The 20,430-nt window shown below is 56.9% G+C and carries 13 protein-coding genes; 6 read left to right on the top strand and 7 right to left on the bottom strand.

The window, feature by feature from the left end; genetic code table 11:
• Positions 1–15 precede the first annotated feature (15 nt).
• Entirely contained in the window at positions 16–2,073 is a 2,058-nt protein-coding gene (locus tag HDE80_RS11870; RefSeq protein ID WP_184671109.1) for a phospholipase C, phosphocholine-specific, read from the top strand.
• A 156-nt stretch (positions 2,074–2,229) separates the two neighbouring features.
• Positions 2,230–3,219, top strand: coding sequence for a glycoside hydrolase family 6 protein (locus HDE80_RS11865; protein WP_184671107.1), 990 nt, complete (start codon positions 2,230–2,232; stop codon positions 3,217–3,219).
• 115 nt (positions 3,220–3,334) lie between these two features.
• Here the strand turns inward: HDE80_RS11865 and HDE80_RS11860 are convergent, their stop codons facing one another.
• The 7 genes from HDE80_RS11860 to HDE80_RS11830 all read right to left on the bottom strand — a co-directional run bounded on the left by HDE80_RS11860 (position 3,335) and on the right by HDE80_RS11830 (position 11,769).
• On the bottom strand, positions 3,335–5,101 hold the full coding sequence (locus HDE80_RS11860; RefSeq protein ID WP_255483734.1) for a DUF885 domain-containing protein: 1,767 nt from the start codon (positions 5,099–5,101) through the stop codon (positions 3,335–3,337).
• Between the two features lie 58 nt (positions 5,102–5,159).
• The gene (locus tag HDE80_RS11855; RefSeq protein ID WP_184671104.1) at positions 5,160–5,732 is read right to left on the bottom strand and encodes a lipocalin-like domain-containing protein; all 573 of its coding nucleotides are present in this window, start codon (positions 5,730–5,732) and stop codon (positions 5,160–5,162) included.
• 419 nt (positions 5,733–6,151) lie between these two features.
• Positions 6,152–7,006 carry a LysR family transcriptional regulator gene (locus tag HDE80_RS11850; protein WP_184600069.1) on the bottom strand — a complete coding sequence of 285 codons (855 nt, stop codon included), beginning with the start codon at positions 7,004–7,006 and terminating at the stop codon, positions 6,152–6,154.
• A gap of 276 nt (positions 7,007–7,282) precedes the next feature.
• Positions 7,283–8,074, bottom strand: a complete 792-nt coding sequence (locus HDE80_RS11845; RefSeq protein ID WP_184671102.1) for a class I SAM-dependent methyltransferase — start codon at positions 8,072–8,074, stop codon at positions 7,283–7,285.
• A 43-nt stretch (positions 8,075–8,117) separates the two neighbouring features.
• A complete protein-coding gene (locus HDE80_RS11840) occupies positions 8,118–8,690 on the bottom strand; it encodes a lipocalin-like domain-containing protein (protein ID WP_184671100.1) in 573 nt (190 codons plus the stop codon).
• Positions 8,691–8,872: 182 nt separating this feature from the next.
• Entirely contained in the window at positions 8,873–9,235 is a 363-nt protein-coding gene (locus HDE80_RS11835; protein WP_184671098.1) for a hypothetical protein, read from the bottom strand.
• Between the two features lie 161 nt (positions 9,236–9,396).
• Positions 9,397–11,769 carry a TonB-dependent receptor gene (locus HDE80_RS11830; RefSeq protein ID WP_184671096.1) on the bottom strand — a complete coding sequence of 791 codons (2,373 nt, stop codon included), beginning with the start codon at positions 11,767–11,769 and terminating at the stop codon, positions 9,397–9,399.
• A gap of 474 nt (positions 11,770–12,243) precedes the next feature.
• On the opposite strand from HDE80_RS11830, the gene HDE80_RS11825 reads away from it, so the two are divergent.
• The 4 genes from HDE80_RS11825 to HDE80_RS11810 all read left to right on the top strand — a co-directional run bounded on the left by HDE80_RS11825 (position 12,244) and on the right by HDE80_RS11810 (position 20,316).
• Positions 12,244–12,777 (top strand): RNA polymerase sigma factor, encoded by a 534-nt coding sequence (locus HDE80_RS11825; RefSeq protein WP_184671094.1) that lies wholly within the window; start codon positions 12,244–12,246, stop codon positions 12,775–12,777.
• Positions 12,777–13,793, top strand: a complete 1,017-nt coding sequence (locus HDE80_RS11820; RefSeq protein WP_184671092.1) for a FecR domain-containing protein — start codon at positions 12,777–12,779, stop codon at positions 13,791–13,793. The genes HDE80_RS11825 and HDE80_RS11820 overlap by 1 nt, the downstream gene beginning before the upstream one ends.
• 283 nt (positions 13,794–14,076) lie before the next feature.
• On the top strand, positions 14,077–16,713 hold the full coding sequence (locus HDE80_RS11815) for a protease pro-enzyme activation domain-containing protein (RefSeq protein WP_184671090.1): 2,637 nt from the start codon (positions 14,077–14,079) through the stop codon (positions 16,711–16,713).
• A 282-nt stretch (positions 16,714–16,995) separates the two neighbouring features.
• Positions 16,996–20,316: a TonB-dependent receptor gene (locus HDE80_RS11810; RefSeq protein ID WP_184671088.1), complete on the top strand. Its 3,321-nt coding sequence runs from the start codon at positions 16,996–16,998 to the stop codon at positions 20,314–20,316.
• Positions 20,317–20,430 lie beyond the last annotated feature (114 nt).

Here is a 20,430-nt window from a genome sequence, read left to right as displayed (position 1 = left end):
ACCTGGAGAGCTGATGTGAGCGATATCGACGATATCAAGCGGCGGCGGTTTCTGAAAATGACGGCAGGGGCAGCCGGTGGGCTGACAGTTATGTCCATGTTGCCACCGGCCATACGTGAGGCATTGGCGACACCTGCAGCCAAGGTGACCGGCACCATCAATGACGTGCAACACGTCGTTATCTTCATGCAGGAAAACCGTTCGTTCGATCACTACTACGGCAGCCGACCCGGTGTGCGCGGCTTGAACGATCCCGTGCCGCCGCCGCTGCCCAGCACCACGTTGACCGCGAATAACGTGTGGCACCAACCGTACACCGGCAACGCCGCGGGTTACATGCTGCCGTTCCATATGGATACGACGACGACCAGCGCGACCTGCGTCGGCGCGTCGTCGATGGGCTTTACTGTCGATACGGAAATGGTCAACGGCGGCAAGTTCAACGCGTGGAACACGGCCCGCTCGGCAGGCATGGGTATGGGGTTCTATGATCGCAACGACCTGCCTTTCTACTACGCGCTGGCCGACAGCTTCACTATCTGCGACCAGTACTTCTGCTCCGTCCTGACCGACACCAATCCGAATCGCCTGTTCTTGTTCACTGGCAGCAACGGTCTCTCGGTCGGTCAAACGCCGGTACTGGACGACACCGAATCCAGCTCGGGCTGGACCTGGACCACTTATGCCGAGCGACTGCAGTCGGCCGGCGTCAGCTGGAAGGTTTATCAGGAAACCGACAATTTCGACGACAACGCGTTGGCGTGGTTCGCCAACTTCAAGAACGCCGCATCCGGATCGGCGCTCTACGATCAGGGCATGGCTACGGTTTCGAACATCGTGACGGCCTTCCAGAGCGACGTCACCAACAACACCTTGCCGCAGGTATCGTGGATCGTCGCACCGAGCACGTTATCGGAGCATCCAAGCTACCAGCCGCCGGATGGTGAAAACCTCAGCGCGCAACTGATCGCCGCGCTGGCCTCCAATCCCAGCGTGTATGCCAACACTGTCTTCATCCTCAATTACGACGAGAACGGTGGCTTCTTCGATCACATCCCGCCACCGTGCCCGCCTTCGAGCATTCAAGGCGGTCTGTCCACGGTCAGCACGGCGGGCGAACTCACCACGGTCAACGAGTCGGGTGGCACCATTAGCTCCTCGCCGATCGGTCTCGGCTTCCGCGTACCGATGATCATCATTTCACCGTGGACTTACGGTGGCCGGGTATGTTCGCAGGTGTTCGACCATACCTCGGTATTGCAATTTCTCGAGCAGCGTTTCGGCGTCACCGAGCCCAACATCAGCGCATGGCGCCGTGCAGTCTGCGGCGATCTCACCTCGGCATTCAATTTCAGCGGCGACAATACAACCTGGCCGAGTCTGCCTTCGACCGCGAACTATGTTTCACAGTCGAGCACGGAATGCTCCACGCTACCCGCCCCGACGGTGCCGACCACGCAGACCATGCCGACGGGCGAATCGGGCACCTATCCGGCGTGCGCGCTCCCGTACATTTTGGATGCTCAAGGCAGTATCAACACCTCGGCAAACCAGTTCGATATCAATTTCATCAACAGCGGCACGGTTGGCGCGGTATTTCAGGTCTACGCATTCAATCGCAGCAGCTACTCGGGCCCCTGGACCTACACCGTGGGAGCCGCCGACAGCGTCTCCGATTACTGGAATGGCAGCGTCTTTACCAGTGGCACCTACGCACTGGAAGTGCATGGACCGAATGGCTTCTTGCGTCATTGGCAGGGCAGCGCCAAGTCGGCTTCGGTGATGCCCGAAACACAGATCACCTATAACCCCACCGGCAACAGCATTCAGTTGACCATGACGAATGCGGGCACAAGTAGTTGCACGATGACGGTCACCAACGGCTACAACACCGAAGACGTGCGCATCTATACGGTGAAAGCCGGCGGTAGCGTGAGTGATACCTGGAGCCTCGGCAGCAACGCCAACTGGTATGACCTCAAAGCGACCGTTTCCGGACTGAGCAACTGGTCCCGGCGCCTCGCCGGCCATATGGAAAACGGCTTGAGCAGTACCACCGAACCGCCGCATTGAGTGAGTAGAAACATCAGATGCCGAGGCAGCCCGTGCCGAGTCTCGATGGGCTGCCTCGACCTGCTCTTGCGCAGATACACTTGGAAGCAGCACATGGTGCGATGAAATCTCACAAACATCTCAGGCAGGCGTTGCCGCTCTTCGAGACTTAGGCAAATGAATCGCAACAAGTGGACCACTGCGGTCGCGGGCCTGCGCGATTTGCACTCAAAATTTGGTGCCTGGCAACTTTTTCTCCTGGCTGCGCTGATTCTTTTCAGTGTTCAACGAACCTGCGTTGCAACCGACTTTTACGTTGATCCTGATTCAGCTCCTGCCAGATGGGCGCTTAGCCATCCCGGAGACCCGCGGGCCACACGGATCAAGGAATTCATTGCCGACGTACCCATGGCTCGCTGGTTTGGCAATTGGAGCGGCGATACGCGCAAGGCGGTCGAAGCATTCGTGGATGCGGCTGACGAAATGCATCAGACACCTATCCTTGTGACCTACAACATTCCCGACCGTGACTGTGGAGGGGATTCGGCTGGTGGTGCCGCCAGCGCATCGTCGTATCGTGACTGGATCAATGCGTTATCGCGTGGCATTGGCGGAAAGAAAGCCATCGTTGTGATCGAGCCCGACTCGCTTGCCCAACTCGGTTGTTTCAAGACCGATGAGAGACGGAATACGCGACTCGACCTCCTGCACTATGCGGTATCCCAGCTTCGCCATAACGCGCCTGCGGCAGACATCTATCTCGATGCGGGAAATGCGCACTGGATTGCCGCGGACGTCATGGCGCAGCGCCTGCATGCGGCGGATATAAGCGACGCGAAAGGATTCTCATTGAACGTATCGAATTTCTATAACACCGATCGATCACTGGCTTATGCCAATGCAGTGAACGTCGAATTGGAAAAATTATTCGGCTATAGAAAATCCGTCATCATCGACACGAGCCGAAACGGCAATGGGTCGATTAGCCAGTGGTGCAATCCCGCCGGGAGTAAAATCGGCACCCGGACGGGTTACGTTTCCAATGACGTGCTGCTTGCGTGGATCAAGGTGCCCGGCAATTCCGATGGTACCTGTGGAATTGCTCCGACAATACACGCCGGAGTCTTTAGCCCAGAGTTGGCCAATCGCCTGATCGATGGACGTTGAATGTAAAGAAAATGACTCAGCCATCGGTCACCTCTACTTCTGAGTGACTCGGAAAAGCGCGGACACGACAGCACCGTGCTGACCCAAGCAGTTGGGCAAGTAACAGACAGACGTTCTATGGCGACGCCATCACCGGACCAATCGGAACGGCGCCACTCCTCACTGCAGCAATCCACGCATCGATACGTGTCTCGAGCACATCCAGTGGCAGTGCGCCGCCACTCAGGATCTGATCGTGGAAAGCTCGGATATCAAAGCGGTCGCCGAGTGCCTTTTTCGCCCGCTCGCGTAGTTCGAGCATCTTCAGCTGACCGACCTTGTAGGCCAGCGCCTGGCCCGGCCAGGTGATGTAGCGGTCGGTCTCGGACTGGATATCCGATTCATCCACGCTGGAATGGGCGCGGAAGAAATCTACCATCTGCTGGCGCGTCCAGTGCTTATAGTGCACGCCGGTATCCAGCACCAAGCGATCGGCGCGCCACAGCTCACCGGTTAGACGGCCATAGTCGGACAGTGGATCCTTGTAGAAGCCGATGTCCTTGCCGAGGCGTTCGGCATACAGCGCCCAGCCTTCGATGTAGGCGGTGTAATCCGCCTGCTGACGAAACGGCGGCAATCCGGGCAGCGTCTGCGCGATCGAAAGCTGCAGGTGATGACCGGGGATGCCTTCGTGATACGCCACCGATTCCATATCCACCGTGGTGCGGTTGGCGAAGTCGCCGGTGTTGACGATGAGCTGGCCCGGCCGCGAACCATCCGGCGTGCCCTGTTGATACGAAGCGATCTGGAACCCTTTTTCGCGCCAGGCCTCGACCGGCACCACCTGGAGCTGAGTCCGGGGCAGCAAGCTGAATAGTTTGGGCAACTGCGGCTGCATCTGCGCAATGAAGCCACGATAGCGATCGAGAATGTCCTGGCGCGATTTGGCATGTACTTTCGGATCGCTCTTCAGTGCTGTGCGAAAGCTGGCCAGGTCGCGGTAACCCTGCGCCTTTGCTATGACCGTCATCTCCGACTCGATGCGCTTCACCTCGGACAATCCGAGTGCATAAATCTGCTCGGGGGTTTGCCTGGTGGTGGTCATCTGCTCGACGTCGAAGCGATAAATCTCATCGCCTCTTGGCAGCTGCCATATACCCGGCTGGCTGCGCCCATGCGGCGCATAATCCTTCGTTACGAATTCACCCAGTTTGCGATAGGCCGGCCGCACATCGTTGTCGATCGCCGCGATGATCGCCACACGCAGACGCTTTCGATCGACCGCCGACAGGCTATCTGGAAAATGCTGCAGTGGACTGGCGAAGGCGCTGTCGGCACCGGCTGGCTTGGCGATGCCGTCGATCTGCACGGCCACTTTTTCCAGCAGAAACTGCGGCGGCATCAAGCCGTCGCGCATACCCTGCCGCGCAACTTCCGTGGTCTGCTCCAGCACGCTCGGAATCGCCTTAAGGCGAGCCAGGTAATCTTCGTATTCCCTGGTGTTGTCGAACGGAATCGAGCTGATCAAGCCGGGCAATTGCAGCTGCACGCCGTGATGGTAATCCAGCGGCATTTCGTACAATTTCAGATCAACACCACGCAGATTTTCCTTCAGTTGTCGCACCATCAATTGCTGATTGAGTTTCTCTTCTTCCGGGAAACCGGCGGTATCGATCGCCTCGAAGCGCTTGAGGAAATCGACCGTAACTTTGCGCTCGCTTTGCACGTGTGCCAGCGAGGCATCACTCCAGCGGTCGTTGTAACGCAGATCGCCAAGGACGGTGGCGGATTCCGGATTTGCTTCCAGCTGGTGCTGCCACTGTTCAGCCAGCAGCGCATCGAGTTCCTTCACCCGCTGCGATACGTCTGCATCTGCGGCCTGTAGCGGCACGATGCAAACCATGCAGCATAAAAGGACAGCGAATACCGACCATCGTTCGACCTTCATCGTATTCTCCAAATCAAGGCTTCTCAGCGTCCGTTACAAGCCGACGCTGCAATGGCTCTTGTTTCCACGAGGCTTGTGACTGTGGCATCGGCTGATTTTCAACGCGTTGCCATACGGACACGGCGACGCTGTCGCTGCCAGGCTGGGCTGGCACCTGATAACTCAGTTCGTCGCCGGACAAGATGTAAGGCCGGACTTGCACGGTTCCGTTCCAGCGCTGGATGTAGGACAGATCGATGCGAAAGGTAATGGTGTGCGCTGCAGGATCGAGGCTGACGTGGCCATAGTGCGTGCTGGCAAGCTCGGAAGGCTTGAATTCCTTGCGCACTCCCTTCTCGTCGGTAGCGAAGGTCGCCTCATTGCTACGGAAGACTTGCAGGGAATAGCTGCCGCCCGTATCGATCACCAAAATGCCCTTGGGTTGCGATCCGAAGCCAAAGGTCTTGTTGCCGTCCTTGTGCAGGTCGTATGCCGCCTTCAGGGTCCAGGTGCCTGCAAGTGATGGTGTCGTGTTGCCGCTATCCGCCGCGGTAGCGATAAAGCTGGCGAACAAAGTCGATAACAAAAGTCCTGACAAGAAACGCATTCGGCGTGCTCCGTTACATAGTGCAAAACATCGTAGAGAACGCGGGTAAGTCTCGACAGATGCAATCCGATATTTCTGAGATGCGCATCTTCAATACCGCCGAGGCGGCTCATGTCATTTTGCGATGGCTGAAATACGTGGACAAGGATGTTTCGGCGCACGGTTGCAAACTACCCTTTGCTCATCTGCAGCGGGGGAGGTTATCGCGCATGAGGCGTCCAAATCACAAATCGGGCAAAACAGAGACGCAACACGTGCTCCCATGGTGGGAGGGACCTATGCCTCTGGTAAAAGCGAATGCTTCACTGCGTCTATTCACGAGACTCATTGAGTTTCGACGAGCGAAGCGTGCGAGAAATCGCAGCTCCCTGTCAGGGAACAATGTTGACCTCGATCGATAGTTCGTTTCGGCCGCGTCGTCAGGCCTGAGCCAGGCTCTTGAAGGCTATACCCAGAATATGCAAAGCGTTGCGTGAGCGACGATCATTGAGAGCGGTATACAGCACCGCTTCCTGGGTGGGTAATGCGGGCAGTGACAACAGGGGGCCGATATCGGTGGTGCCTGCAGGTGCTGCCCGTCGCGCTAGTACGGCAATAGCAAGTCCGGCCGCGGCCGCTGCACCGACCACGGAAGCACCTTTGCCGATGAAGACTTCCGACCAGGCAATGCCGGCTTGATCGAGCGCTTGTACCGCTCCTGCCCGAATACTGCATGACTCGCCTTGCGTGGACAACGGCAGTGGCTCGCCAACCCGAGGCTGCCAGTTCACGGCTGCAATCCATGCGAATGATTCTGTGAATAGCACATCACCATTGCGTCGCTGTTCGCTTGCTTGAAGCACCAGCGCGGCGTCCAGTGCCCCCGCTTCGTAGGCTTGACTGATTTCGCGTGAGCCGGCCACGCGTAACTCAATCACCAGGTTCGGATCATGCTCATTCATGCGTCGTAGCAGAGCCGGTAACTCGCTACCCACGAGCTGGTGGCTGATCCCGATCACAAGGCGGCGCTGCTCCACATCAAATGAAGCGACGGCTCGATCATGTGCGCCAACCAGTTCGCGCGCTGCATTGAGAAAGGCAGCGCCCTCAGCAGAGAGGCGAACTTGCCGCGGCGTGCGCTCAAGCAGGCGTCGACCCAAGTGTTCTTCCAATCGCCTCAGCTTGATACTGACGGCCGATTGGGTGCTATCAAGCGCCGCCGCGGCTCGTGTAAAGCTTTGTAGTTCGGCGGTCAGCACGAAAGCCTTGACGGCATCGAGATCGAGCTTCTTCATGCGAAAGTCCGTTGCCAGGCGAAATGATTAAGGGGTCGCCAAGCGCATCCTGGATGCACTTGGCGGCAGTCCAGGCCTCGCCCATGCTGGGCAAAGTATACGGCCCTGCGCTTTTTTAAAGCCCCGAGATACAAACCTATCATTTCGCAATGGTGCAAGGACACCGACGAGCAGAACTCCTTGAAATGCCATGCGTAAATGGACGATGAGAGTTGTCCGACTGACTTGCGTCCAATGACTGTCAATGACTCGTTACAGCTCCAAGAAAGATAAAGCTCAGTTCATTGGCTTTGGCTTGCGGAATTTCAGCACGAACTGGTCCGTGTGACCTCGAATTTCCGGCGCGAAGACAATCTTCTCGTGATTGTCCTGCGGATTGCTTAGCAGGTCACTGCGGGCCTCCAGTACAAAACCTGCTGCCTGCGCTTGTGCGATGACGATGGCGGGGTCGATCCGGTGCAGAGTCTTGCTGTCGTGCTCGTTTGAACCTGCCTTGGCGACGTGATCGATGACTATGTAAATCCCGCCGGGCTTTAACGCCTTGAATGCCGCGACATCCATCGTGGCTGTCTCTTCGGCACCGCTCTTGCCGGCAACCGCAAAGACGCTGACGGCTCCATAGACATCGTGGTAATTCTGCGAAGTCCAGATGACATCGAGCGGTTCATCCGCGCCGATGCGATCATAGGGGCGAATCAGCAGAGTGGTATTGCTGTATGCGGGGTCGGCAATCAATGCCTTGATATCGTCGAGCTTTTTCGGAACTCCGTTGGCCACGCTCTCTGGAACGACAGCGTAGACATGCCCTTGCGGTCCGACGATTTTGCTGAAGATACGCGTGAAGTAGCCTCCCCCCGGGAGCAGATCAACCACCTTGTTGCCGGGCTTGATGCCGGCAAAAGCGACCAGTTCGGCTGGTTTGCGATCAGGGTCCCGCTTCGTATCGGCCGCCGGCCGTGCATGATCGGCAATCGCTGCAGACACATATGCCGGTAACACTTGCGCGTCGGCATGCGCCAGCGTGGTGGTTCCGAGCAAGAGGAAACTAAACAGTACAAGTTTTTTCATGGGTGGTATTGCTCCGTAGTGGGTAGGGCGAAGCTCGTATGCATTAATTGGTCAGGCGGCGCCATACCACAACGCCTCGTGCTCCCTCGGACGCACCACTGGTCGGTTTGGCCACGGAGTAAGTCAACTGATTGCCCTGAAGGATGTACGAAGTATTGCCATCCTTGCCATCCCAGTTCGGATAAGAGGCGTGTGCGATATGCGTATGCAACTGGGCGCCATCCGCACTTACCCATCCGTAATGCGCATTCGTGTCCAGTGACGCCGCCCGATATTCATCGGATGTGCCCTTGGATTTGTCGTTGGCAGCAAAGCGTCCGCGTTCAGCACGCACAATCTGCATCATGTAGTGCCCTTGAGCATCAATGATCCACAACCCTTGAGGATTCGGCCCATACAGTTCCACGAGTCGACCGTCTGGATAAACGTTGTCGCAACGTACCAGGGTCCATGCGCCAACCAGCCACGCCGGGACCCCCTCGCGCGTGGCCATGGGCGTTTCTAATGCAGTTGTGGTGGCGTCAGCGCGCTGTACCGCTTTTTCAGACGCGGTTGTGCTGGCTTCGACACCGCCCGTACTTAACATCAATGCCAACCCACAAAGCGCGAGAATCATTTTGCATCGACGCATGGAATAGCCTCACCCATGGGGGGAGAGCTAAGCCTAGCCCTCTGCCATACATCGATAAATCCATCTTCCGCATATTTCAGCCATTACAAAATGACATGGTCATTTCATTAATGCGCTCGCTCTCGAAGCGGTATAACTTCGTAGCCAAGCCGACACCATCGTGCCGATCAACGTAACTGGGTTGAGGACGGGTACGGCGGCCGGGCATGGTCACTTCGCTGCGCGTCGCCATCGAGCAACGTCGCGATAACACAAGGAAGCGTGGCGATCGATGCGATCCGGGCGTGACCGTTCGGTGTGAACGTCTGACGTGTGGGGCCTTTATTGGGCATCACATAGCTTGTGCGTAGCAGCTGCACGATCTGACCAACCGCCGGCGGCTCGGCGTGACTGAAACAGATCTCCAGTCGCGAGCCGGTGACGTGGGTCACCCAGCCGTCGGTGTATGGATCTACGGTTTGCGCCGTAGTGTGTGACGGCAGGATCAGCATCGCTGCGGTGAATAAGAAAACGGTCGTAAGACGTTTCATGGTCATTTGTCCCTTGAAGTAAAACCGATAAGCAAGCGCATGGGGTCAGGTCCGGCACGTTCCGGACAAGAGGGATCCAGACCACTGGCGCAGGGTGCAGTCCACGGTTAACTCGAAGGTCGAGCTAGCTCTCGGCAGTCGGGAGTTCATTGTCATATGGGTTAGAAGCGGTAGGTTAAATCGACACCCACTGTGCGCGGCTGATTGGTGACGATCCGATTGAATGCTGCGCTGGGGAGGTCTTCTTGAAAGAGGCTTTCCAGCTGAGCGTGTTTGTTGAATGCGTTGTTGACGAATAACGCCGCGTCCCAACCGTCACTGGATTCAATGACCACCCGAGCATTGGTCAGGTCATACGACCTCAGGGATATGTACTCGCCGTTCAACGAATAGCCATAGGGGAAAGCCAGCGAGTAGCGGTGACTGACATAGGCATTCTCCACTTGTGCCCTGAAGGTGTACTTGTCGGTTAGTCCTCTCCAATAACTGAGAATGGCGTTGCCTGTCTCCGGTGCCACATCGGAAAGTGTATGTGTTGGCGTGATCTGCCAGTGCGATCCTGGATCCACCCAGGAGTGGGTGTAGCCGCTGGAGATCGCCAGTTCGAAGCCGCCGCCCAGGATGGCGCGTGTTTCGATTTCGCCGCCATAAATAGTCGCGTGCTTGCCGTTGATATTCAAAGCCCAGTCGCCGGGGAGCGCCTCGAGCTGGATATTGCTCCAATTCTCGTAATAGACGCTGGCATTCACGGTCAGGCGGCGATCAAAAAACTTGCCCTTTTCACCCAGCTCATAACTCCACACGGAGTCAGGCCGGTAACTGGACGGCCATTTGCCGCCGGGAAAATTATACGGGGCGAATACCGCGCTCCAGTAAGGCCCGGTGGTCGGATACCGGGCGTTGCCGCCGCCCGGTCGCGAGCCCTTCGCCACCGTTGCATAGAACATCAGGTCATTGTCGAACTGATAGGACAGATTGAATTTGGGGTTGAAGCCGTCGCCAGACTGCTTGATCAGGCCGGAATCCGATGGCGTCGCCGCACCCAGGGCCGATCCCCAGCCGCTGATGACCGAGGAAAACCGATAGTTGTAATCGTAGAAGCGCACGCCGACATCGGCTTTGAGCTGACTGGTGATGTCGTAAGTCGCATCGCCGAAAATCGCATACTGCGTCATATGGGTCGGTGACTGCGCATCGAACCAGTGAGTCGTCGTCGCTGGTGCAAATGTGCCGAGATCCATATAGGTCGACGGATTATCGGTTGTCCCGTTGAAATTCCAGGTGGCGGAGTAGTTGCTGAAAAAGATGCCGCCAACCTCGTTGAGCTTGCCGTCACCCTTGGAGGCGAAGCGCAACTCCTCGCTGAATTGACTGGAGGGATCATTTTCGTGCCCATAGACCACGCCGCTTCCGGTCGCACCGTAATAGCCAGGATTGGGCAGGCCGTTATTGGAGGCGTAGGTCGCGCCGGTATCCGGGTTATTGAAATCCTCGCTGGCATCTTCGGTCTGTCTCGATCGGCGGTTCCACTGCGCAGTGCTTGAGGTCAGGTCGAAAGCGTCGAAGCTGTAAGTAACGTTGAGGCTGAACACGCTGATCCTGTCCGACAGAGGTTCGGCGATATCGAAGGGCTGATAGTGCGCCTCGGTACCGGGGACGCTGTCATAGGCGCTGATGCCGTTCTGGTTACTGTCCTGATAGAAGAATGACGGCGTGATCGACAGGCGATCGGTCGGCTTCCAAAGCAAGGTCGCGCGAAATCCATCGAGCTGCTGAGCATTCGAGCCCGGATATTGTTTTTCAATCGGCGCTGCTTCCACATCTCCGCGTGTCGCGCCATTGGTACTCACCAACGGAAAGGGATTGGCCACGATGCGATCGATCCAGCCGCTGGTGTGAGCTTCCGTTGCCACCACACGCAGCGCCAGCGTGTCCTTTACCAGCGGGATATTGAGCATCACATTGTCACTGTGATTGAAGCCGCCGCCGTCGGTTCCCGATAGCGTGCTCTGCACCGAGCCGCCGAAGGTTGTCGGATCGGGTTGATTGGTGATCAATCTCACCGTACCGCCCATCGATCCCGAACCATACAGCGTGCCTTGCGGTCCACGCAGGATTTCCACGCGACTCAAGTCATACAGTGTCGGATCGATCACGACCTTGCCATTTTGCGCACCGGACGGGGCGGTCAACGGAACGTCATCCAGATAAAAGCCGACCGTCGGAGAATTGCCGCCGCTCGACGTCATGCCGCGCAGTTCGATCTCGGTCTGGCCGGGCCCTTCGCTCTTCAGTGAAACGCCAGGTGTCGATTGTGCCAGCGTGGTGAAATTGGTAATGCCGCGATCCTGCAAATCGTCGCCACTGACGGCGGTGATGCTGACCGGCGTCTTTTGAACCGTGGAGGTTCGTTTCTGCGAGGTTACGACTACTTCGTCGAGCACTTTCGCCTTGTCGGTAGTCGGAGCGGGGCCCGACTGGGCATGCGCTGTCAGAGAGAAGGAGGCCGCCGTAACGCACAATAAAGTGGTCACAGCTTTTTTCGCACTTAGTCGCGCGTTATCACCAACCAAGACGTAGCGGAAAGCGTTTTGCGCAGGGTGGATCGATTTTGAATAAACCCTTGAATCAAGCAACTTTTCCACCCGCCTCTCCCCTATAAACCTAGGTGAAAGGGTAGAGTGGCGAGCCGTAAAGTTGCTGTGGCGATTTTATGGATACGACGTAGTTAATTCGTAAAATTGGATGTCCCTGCTAACGTCTACCCACTTTGAGTGGCGGCCCGTTTTAGAATCCGGCTGTCGATCTCGCCGCTCCCCGTCGGGAAGCTGTGTCACGCTTTACTGTAAATTGTGTGTCATGTCCGTTACTGGCAGAGGACAGGTGGCACAGGTGCACATCGATCATGTGCCATGATGATTCGGCTAAGTTCGTCAACCAGAAGCAGGTGCAACTCGGGCATGGACAACAAGCGTGATAACGCGTCGAACGTTCTGTCGCCATAGACCATGGCCAGCGAACAGCGTCCAGAGGCGCGTAGTTTCGATATTTTTATCCGCGAACAGTACCGTAGCCTTGTACAGTTTTTGCGTCGCCGCACTGCGACTGAGCAGGATGCCGAAGATGCCGCGCAGGAGAGCATGGCCAAATTGCTTCGCTATCGCGAGTCGGAGCCTGCCACAGCGTGGAAGCAGCTGCTCTATCGTATCGCGGTCAATGTCGCTCATGATCAGTTCCGTGTGGCATTCACGCACCGCAGCAAGGAGCATGTGACGTTGAATGGGCAGGAAATTGCCGCTCATGAACATTCGCCGGAGCAGCGTGCTGAATATGAGCAGCAAGTCGCGCACCTTACGCAAGCTATCCTGGAGCTGCCACCCAAATGCCAGCGCGTTTATCTTTTGAAACGTGTGCATGGTATGAGTCGTGCTCAGATTGCTGATCGCTGCGGTATCTCCGTGAAGATGGTCGAAAAGCATCTCGCCACTGCGCTTGTGTTGCTAAAGCGCAAGGTAGGCGATTCATCGGCAAGGACGTCTTAATGAGCATGGACGAACGAATCACAGACCAGAGTTCTGGAATAGACTCGCTCGGCGAAGCCGAGCGATGGTTCGTGCGCTTGCTTGAGCCGGATTGCCCGGGCGATGTTCGCGCTGCTTTCGAGCGCTGGCGCACTGCCAGCCCGGCGCATGCCGCGGCCTACCGGGAGGTCGTCTACCTGTGGAAGCAGAGCGAGGATGCAGTGAAGGATGCTGCGATCATGGTGGCAGCGAACCGCGCGTTGCATTGGACCCAACCCAAGCCATGGTTCTTGCGGCATTGGCTCTTTCCAGTGACGGCGTTGGGACTTGCCGTGGTTTTGGCGTTGGTGGCTATGCCACGTTGGTTTGCTCGACCTGCAGACCCACCCGGCACCTCCTACACCACGGTAGCCGGTGAACAGCGTACCGTGCATCTGACGGATGGTTCTTCCATCACATTGGATACCGATACTGAAGTCGTCGAGCGCTACAGTGCGCAGACCCGCCGCATAGACTTGTTGCATGGGCAGGCCCAATTTCAAGTGCATGGCAATCCGGTGTGGCCATTCGTTGTGCATGCACGAAACGGAACGGTAACCGCCGTGGGAACCATGTTCCAGGTGCGGATAAACGACTCCACAGCAGCCGTGATTCTGCTCAAGGGCAAGCTCGCCATCGCCACTCAATTGCCGGATGGCACACCACAGACCGCGTCTCTCGCCGCGGGAGAACAACTCGTGTTCAATCAATCCGGATACATCGATCCAGTGCGTCCTGCCGACATAGAAGTCGCGAAGGGCTGGACCGAAGGCAAATTGTTCGTCCACGATTGGCGATTGCCGGATCTGCTTGCCGAGATGAATCGCTATAGCGCGACCCAACTGCAAATCGGCGATCCCTCGCTGGAAAGCCTCCATATCAGTGGCGCCTTCCGCACCGGTGATCAGAAGACTCTGATCCTGGCTTTACAGCAAGGTTGGCCCATCCGAGCCAATCGTGTCTCTGCCATGCGGGTCGTACTGCTTCGCAGCAAATAAGCCCCTGGCTTTTCCTTTATCTGAAAAGGATGGTCAGCAGAGGCTCCCGTCCCCAAACCCGCAGGTAGGCCTTTTCTTTCGTTTCCCGTCTTAAGGGAAGGCGACGCTAAAAAATGCCGATGTACATGGAAAGTTGGGGGCATCGGCGTCTGAGGGTTTTGCGGGTCGCTGGACAATCCTGGTGAGTGGGGGGCCGCATTCGTCTGCGGCAATGACTGACGCATGGGGCAGGTACAGCCGTATTGGCTTCGTTCGTCTCAAAAAATCTAACGGGAGTTCACTGATGTCGAGCAGTTTTCGTTTTTCGGGATATCGCAAGGCGCTATTGCCCGCGGCTTTGTCGCTGGCGATGCTCACGGTGTCGGCACATGCCGCCGATACGTGGGTTTCAACGAATACACATGCGAGCATGCAAAAGAGCGCGACCGCGAACGTGTCCACGCTGGTCATGACGGGTCATCCGACCATCGAGGCCTCGCAGATCATGCCGCTGGAGGCAAGCAAGCCGCTGCACGTTACCCTCAGCTTGAATTTGCGTAACACTGACCAGTTGCAGACCCTTCTGCACGGACTCAACCAGCCGGGCGGTGCGAGCTATCACAAGTACCTGACTCCGGAACAGTTCAAGGCACAGTACGCACCGACCGATGCCCAGGTGCAGGTCGTGGTGGCCCATCTGCAGAAGTTCGGTTTCAAGAACATCAGTGTGGCGCCGAACAATACGCTGGTCAGCGCTGACGGCACCTCGTTGAGTGCGAACGCCGCGTTCAACACCAGCATGAAGACCTTCAGCTTCAAGGGTAAGCAGCATTTCGCGAACGATGCCGATGTCATGGTGCCGCAAGCACTGGGCGGCATCGTGGGTTCGGTACTGGGCCTGCAGGACGTCAACAAGCCGCACGTCATGTCACATCACGTGACGCCGGACATGGTGGGCACGATGGCTACGGGCAGCCAGGTCGGGCATCAGCCGACGGATTTTCCCAAGATCTACGATGTCGGCAGCACGGCGAATGCCTCGAACACCACAGTGGGCATCATCACCTGGGGTGACATGACCCAGACGATCGCGGATCTGAAGACCTTCACCACCAACGCCGGTCTGTCCACGGTCAATACGCTGACGGTCGCCGGTGGCACCGGCACCCTGGCCAACGATGGCGACGATGGCGAGTGGGCCCTGGACAGCCAGGACATCACGGCTGTTTCGGGCGGCGTCAAGCAGCTGATCTTTTACGCCGCGATCAACGGCGACAGCCAGGATAGCGGGTTGACCGATGCAACCATCACCGCCGCCTACAACAAGGCCGTGACTGCCAATGTCGCCAAGGTCATCAACGTGTCGTTGGGCGAAGATGAGACTGCTGCCAACAACTCCGGCACGCAGGCAGCGGACGACAAGGTCTTCGTGCAAGCTGCCGCACAGGGTCAGACTTTCTCGATCGCGGCGGGCGACGCTGGCGTATACCAGTGGTCAAGCGATCCGACCGAGGGCGCTCCAGGCTATGTCGCGAATTCGAGCGGCACGGTTGAGATCTCCCTGACGCACTACGGCGTGAGCGAGCCGGCGACATCGCCGAATGTGGTGGCGGTAGGCGGCACCACGTTGAGCACGACGGGTACCACCACCTGGGCGGGTGAAACCGTGTGGAACGAAGGCCTGGCTGAGATCGACCCACAGGGCCTGAACAACAACGGTGTACCTGATGACAATGAGCGTCTGTGGGCCACCGGTGGTGGCGTGAGCTTGTTCGAAACCGCGCCCGCCTGGCAAACCACGGCGCTGGGTTCCTCGGTAACCAAGCGTCAGGTGCCGGATCTGGCGTTCGATGCGGCTTCGTCAACGGGTGCCATCATCGTCGCCAATGGTCAGACCGGACAGCAATACGGTGGCACCAGCCTTGCCTCGCCGATCTTCGTCGGTATCTGGGCACGTATCGAGTCCGCCAATAACAACACGCTTGGCCTACCGACCCAGAATATGTACGCCAACTTCACCAAGGACACCACGCCGCTGCATGACGTGACCTCGGGCAACAATGGCTACAACGGGAATGGCTACAACGCGGGTACCGGCTTCGACAACACCACGGGCTGGGGCAGTCTGGACATTTCCAAGTTCAGTGCCTATGTCACCAAGTATTGGGGTGGCGGTAGCAGCGGTAGCACGGGCGGTACACCGACTGCCAACTTCTCTGACATAACCAGCGGCCTGACGGCGACCTTCACCGACAGCTCCACCGATTCGGGCGGCACCATCAGCACGCATGCGTGGACGTTCGGTGACGGCAGCACTTCGACGGCTACCAGCCCGAGTCATACCTATTCGGCCGCTGGCACTTACAGCGTGACCGAGACGGTGACTGATAGCGTCAGCGGCAAGACTAGCGCCAAGACGGTATCGGTGACGGTCTCCAGTGGTGGTACGCCGACCCAGATCCTCGTCAATACCGGCTTCGAAACCGGTACTGCCTCGCCATGGACCTTGAGCTCGGGTGTGCTGTGCAGCACCAGCAGCTCGTCGTCCAGCTATTGCGGTAGCGGCGAGACCTCGCATGCGGGGACCTGGTTCGCATGGCTTGACGGATATGGTGCTTCGCACACCGATACAGTGTCGCAATCGGTAGCGATTCCAAGCGGCAAGACCACCGCGACCCTGCAGTATTACCTGCATATCGACTCGACCAAGAGCACAGCGGCCGATACCTTGACCGTGCAGGTGCTGAATTCGTCCGGCACGGTGCTGAAGACCCTGTCGACCTTCACCAGCCTCAATACCAACACCGGTTATGCGGTGGAGACCGCCAATCTGGCCGCGTATATCGGTCAGACGGTCACCATCAAGTTCACCGGCAAAGAAACCTCGTCGTCGGGTAATACCGACTTCACGCTCGACGACGTCTCCCTGACGGTGCAATAAGCCAGGGAAACTTGGTGACTGTGCGACGCACAAGGACGTGCGTCACGTCATCGCTGAAAATCAGGAGGCCCGGTCAGTAACGGCCGGGCTTTTCTTGTGGAGCATCTCGCAAGTCCCGGAACGCTTCAGCCTATAAGGCTTTGAGCAGCGATATCGAATATAGCCGCCCCGGGCTATCGTTCTATATTCGGAGGGGAATGCGTCAGTTGAATGCTTTCGTGAATCGCTCCGTGTTTTACTTGCATAGCAGCCCTTCGATCACAGTACAGGCATAGGCTATTGGTGAGCCTGCAGTTAATCAAAAGTATGACCTGCAGCCGGCTGTTGACGATAAGCCTGATCCTTCATTGCCGCATTGAGGAAAGTGGCGCCAAGCATGTTGTGAAACATGCACCACCATCAAATCCTCATGGGTCTGCGGAAGGAATGGAGAATGGGGGCAAGTCTTTGACAGAGGGGCATGCGCGTCTTTCGCATCGCAAGGTTCATCGCAGAAAAGCGTTCGGCCTCATGTATCACCATGCCATGGGCAGACTCTCGATAGCCGTAGCGCTTGCCATCGCTGTCATGACCTTTGCCACGCCAACATCGGCTCATACGCCACCGGTAGCGACTCGGCAATATGCCATTGCACCCAATAGCTTGCGTGATGCGCTGGATGCACTGGCGACGCAAAGCGATGTGCAGATCATTTATTCGCCGGAATTGGTCACAGGGAAGACGACGCAGGGAATTTCCGGCCGCTATACAGCCGCCAATGCCTTGAAGCTGCTACTGGCAGGTACACAATTGAGCTGGAGCGCAATCAATGAATCGACCATCGTGCTGCGACCTGCGGTCCTTCCCAATAAAGGTACTCGCATCGCAGCTGCACAAAATGTTCGCAACGTAGTCAGAACGCTTGAGACGGTCAGCGTCAGCGGATCGTTGATCGGCAACACCCAGATTCAGACAGCCACGCCGACGTACACGATTTCGTCCGAGGCCATTCAAGCAAGCGGTTTCAATAGCCTGGCCGAGGTCCTGCAGAATTCCGTGCTTGCCACTGGTTCTGTGCAGGGCCAGCAGACAACGGGTTCATTTACCCAGGGTGCGCAAGCAGTCAGCTTATTTGGCCTTGGTCCGGGGTTCACCTCGATATTGATCGACGGCAAGCCGGTCGCGAACTTCGGACGGCTCTATAACGGATCCAGCAATTTCAACAATATCTCCAATATTCCCATTTCGATGATTGACCACATCGACGTGATGCCGGGAGGGAGTTCAACGATCTACGGGTCGCAAGCTGTCGCCGGCGTCATCAACATCGTGACCAGACAACGAATGGACGGCGGCGAGGTATCGCTGCGTACCGGTGATTTCTCCGATGGCGGCGGCGCCAGTCAACGCATGAGCTTCGCGTACGGTCACGATTTCCAAAAGCTCAATTTGTTGGCCATGTTCGAATTTGACAACGCTTCTCCGATCTGGGGCTACCAACGTGCATTGACTGCAGGTACCCACGCAAATCCCGATGGAATGGCAACGCCAACTATTCAGTCGGGCATTCTCGATTACGGGACAGCCAATACCTTTACGGGCAACGCGATGGGATTTCTCGATCCTCCCGCCGGATGCGACAACCACCTGTTTGGGGGCAGCACAGCCCTGACCGGAGCGAATGCCTCCCTTGGCTCCGGACACTATTGCGGTTCACAGAATGTGGACGGCTATACCACCTACGGCAATCAGAGCCGAAGTTACGACGGCATGCTTAAACTCAAGTACGACGTCAACGACAAGCTTCGGCTCTATAGCGATGTGCTGCTGAACTGGCAACAGCAAAAGTGGTTCTCTGGTGTGCCGGGATGGTTCCCGGACGATTTGCCTGGAGGGGCTATTGAAGATGCCAGTACCGGAAGCATTCTCTACCCCGAAAAAAGGTTCGCGCCCGAAGAAATGCCTGGAGGCGTCGCGGGTCAGATGTCCCGACAGGAAGATGTGTTGTACCAGGCCGATATCGGTGCAAATGGTCAGTTTGGAGAATCGGACTGGGACTGGGACGTCTACTATCTACGCACCAGTGACCGTACCGAGGTCGTTGAACGCCTGAGCACCACAGCCGGCATCGACGGCTTTTTCGATAGCATCCTGAGACCCGTTGGAATCGACCCCAATTCGGGGATCGCTTTATATCGCCCCAATTACGCGGCGTTCTTTCAGCCGGTAACGCCGGCGCAGTACGCGAGTTTCACTCAAGGTATCGGTGAAATCAGCAATACGTGGATCAACAATACGCGAGCCACGATCAGTGACACGCATTTGTTTTCCCTCCCGGGTGGCGAGGCCAGCGTCGCCGTCTTGGCCGAGGGAGGCAATGAGGCATGGTATGAGCCCCTCAATCCCTTATTCGCCGATGGAGACATCTACGAGCATGCAACGACGGGGGGCGGTGGACGACGCTCGCACCTTGCATCGGCATTTGAATTGAATCTGCCGCTACTGAAACAGCTGACCTTGGATCTTTCCGGTCGCTATGACCACTATTCGCTGGATGAAGGTAGCAGCAACAGCAAATTCACCTACAAGGCTGGCATTGAATACCGCCCCCTCGATAGCCTCTTGCTGCGCGGCAATTACACCACTGCGTTCAAGGCCCCCGACTTGTCCGCTATATATCTCGGTCCTTCCAGCTACTACACGCAAGTGACCGATTATTATCTATGTGCCGAAGCGCATAGCACCAATTGCGATAACTATACGAACAACGTCTTTGGTGAGGCGCGGGCCAACCGCACGTTGCAACCAACAACAGCCAAGAGTTGGACCGTAGGTGCCATCTGGTCGCCCAACAACAATATCAGCGTGAGCATCGACTATCTTCATGACAGCGTTGAAGACGAGGTCATCGCACAGGACACAGATCTTTTAATGCGCGAAGACGCGCAGTGTCTGCTCGGCCAACTCAATCCCAATTCGACCGAGTGTCAGGCGATAACAAACCCGATCAATGGTCAGGTACAACGTGCTGGTCAGGATGGCCAGGGAGCTGCGCTTGGTCCAATCACGGGTATCACGACGTATTACGCCAACCTTGCCAATGAGGTGATCGATTCGCTCATCGTTAGCGGCAAGTATCAGTTCGTTCCGGCGCACTTCGGCAAGTTCTACCTGCAGCTCGACTATAGCGACATGCTGAAACACGACTATCAGCTGGCACCGGGCCAGCTTCCGATCAATCAGCTAGCGGATCCATTGTATAGCGCCGGATTCAAGAGCGTTGTCGGTGGCACGCTGGGCTGGTCAAGTTTGAGTGGCCGATGGAAGAGCGCATTGTACGGACACCGCTATGGATCTTCGCCTAACTACACGGCCACTAATGATGGTGCTGCTTATCCTGGCTCCGGTCGGACACATCCATGGGTCACTTTCAACTGGAGCCTGATGTATGCCGCAACATCCAACGTGGACTTGTCCGTACTGGTCAACAATGTTGCCAACAAGATGCCGCCGAAAGATCCAACGTATACGTCATATCCATACTTCAATGTAGAGAACTACAACGCCTATGGCCGAGAAATCATGCTGCAGGCCGAATTGAAATTTGGCGGTAAGACTCACTGATGCAGACATCAATATGTCAGCCTCAGTATCGATCGAACAACTTGATCTAACCATCAGAAAAACGCTGCACAATATCCTTAGGTATCCCCGGCTTTACCGGGGGATACCTATTGG

Origin of the sequence: Rhodanobacter sp. A1T4 (genome assembly GCF_014207185.1) — a bacterium.
In the GTDB taxonomy this organism is placed as follows: Bacteria; Pseudomonadota; Gammaproteobacteria; order Xanthomonadales; family Rhodanobacteraceae; genus Rhodanobacter.
Note: the sequence above shows the minus strand (reverse complement) of the source record. Positions and strands in the feature narration are given on the sequence as shown.

Coding starts and splice junctions, on each gene's coding strand:
- HDE80_RS11815 (WP_184671090.1), top strand. CDS start 14,077: ATGTCGAGCAGTTTTCGTTTTTCGGGATATCGCAAGGCGCTATTGCCC.
- HDE80_RS11845 (WP_184671102.1), bottom strand. CDS start 8,074: ATGAAAAAACTTGTACTGTTTAGTTTCCTCTTGCTCGGAACCACCACG.
- HDE80_RS11860 (WP_255483734.1), bottom strand. CDS start 5,101: ATGGTTTGCATCGTGCCGCTACAGGCCGCAGATGCAGACGTATCGCAG.
- HDE80_RS11855 (WP_184671104.1), bottom strand. CDS start 5,732: ATGCGTTTCTTGTCAGGACTTTTGTTATCGACTTTGTTCGCCAGCTTT.
- HDE80_RS11865 (WP_184671107.1), top strand. CDS start 2,230: ATGAATCGCAACAAGTGGACCACTGCGGTCGCGGGCCTGCGCGATTTG.
- HDE80_RS11820 (WP_184671092.1), top strand. CDS start 12,777: ATGAGCATGGACGAACGAATCACAGACCAGAGTTCTGGAATAGACTCG.
- HDE80_RS11840 (WP_184671100.1), bottom strand. CDS start 8,690: ATGATTCTCGCGCTTTGTGGGTTGGCATTGATGTTAAGTACGGGCGGT.
- HDE80_RS11825 (WP_184671094.1), top strand. CDS start 12,244: ATGGCCAGCGAACAGCGTCCAGAGGCGCGTAGTTTCGATATTTTTATC.
- HDE80_RS11850 (WP_184600069.1), bottom strand. CDS start 7,006: ATGAAGAAGCTCGATCTCGATGCCGTCAAGGCTTTCGTGCTGACCGCC.
- HDE80_RS11835 (WP_184671098.1), bottom strand. CDS start 9,235: ATGAAACGTCTTACGACCGTTTTCTTATTCACCGCAGCGATGCTGATC.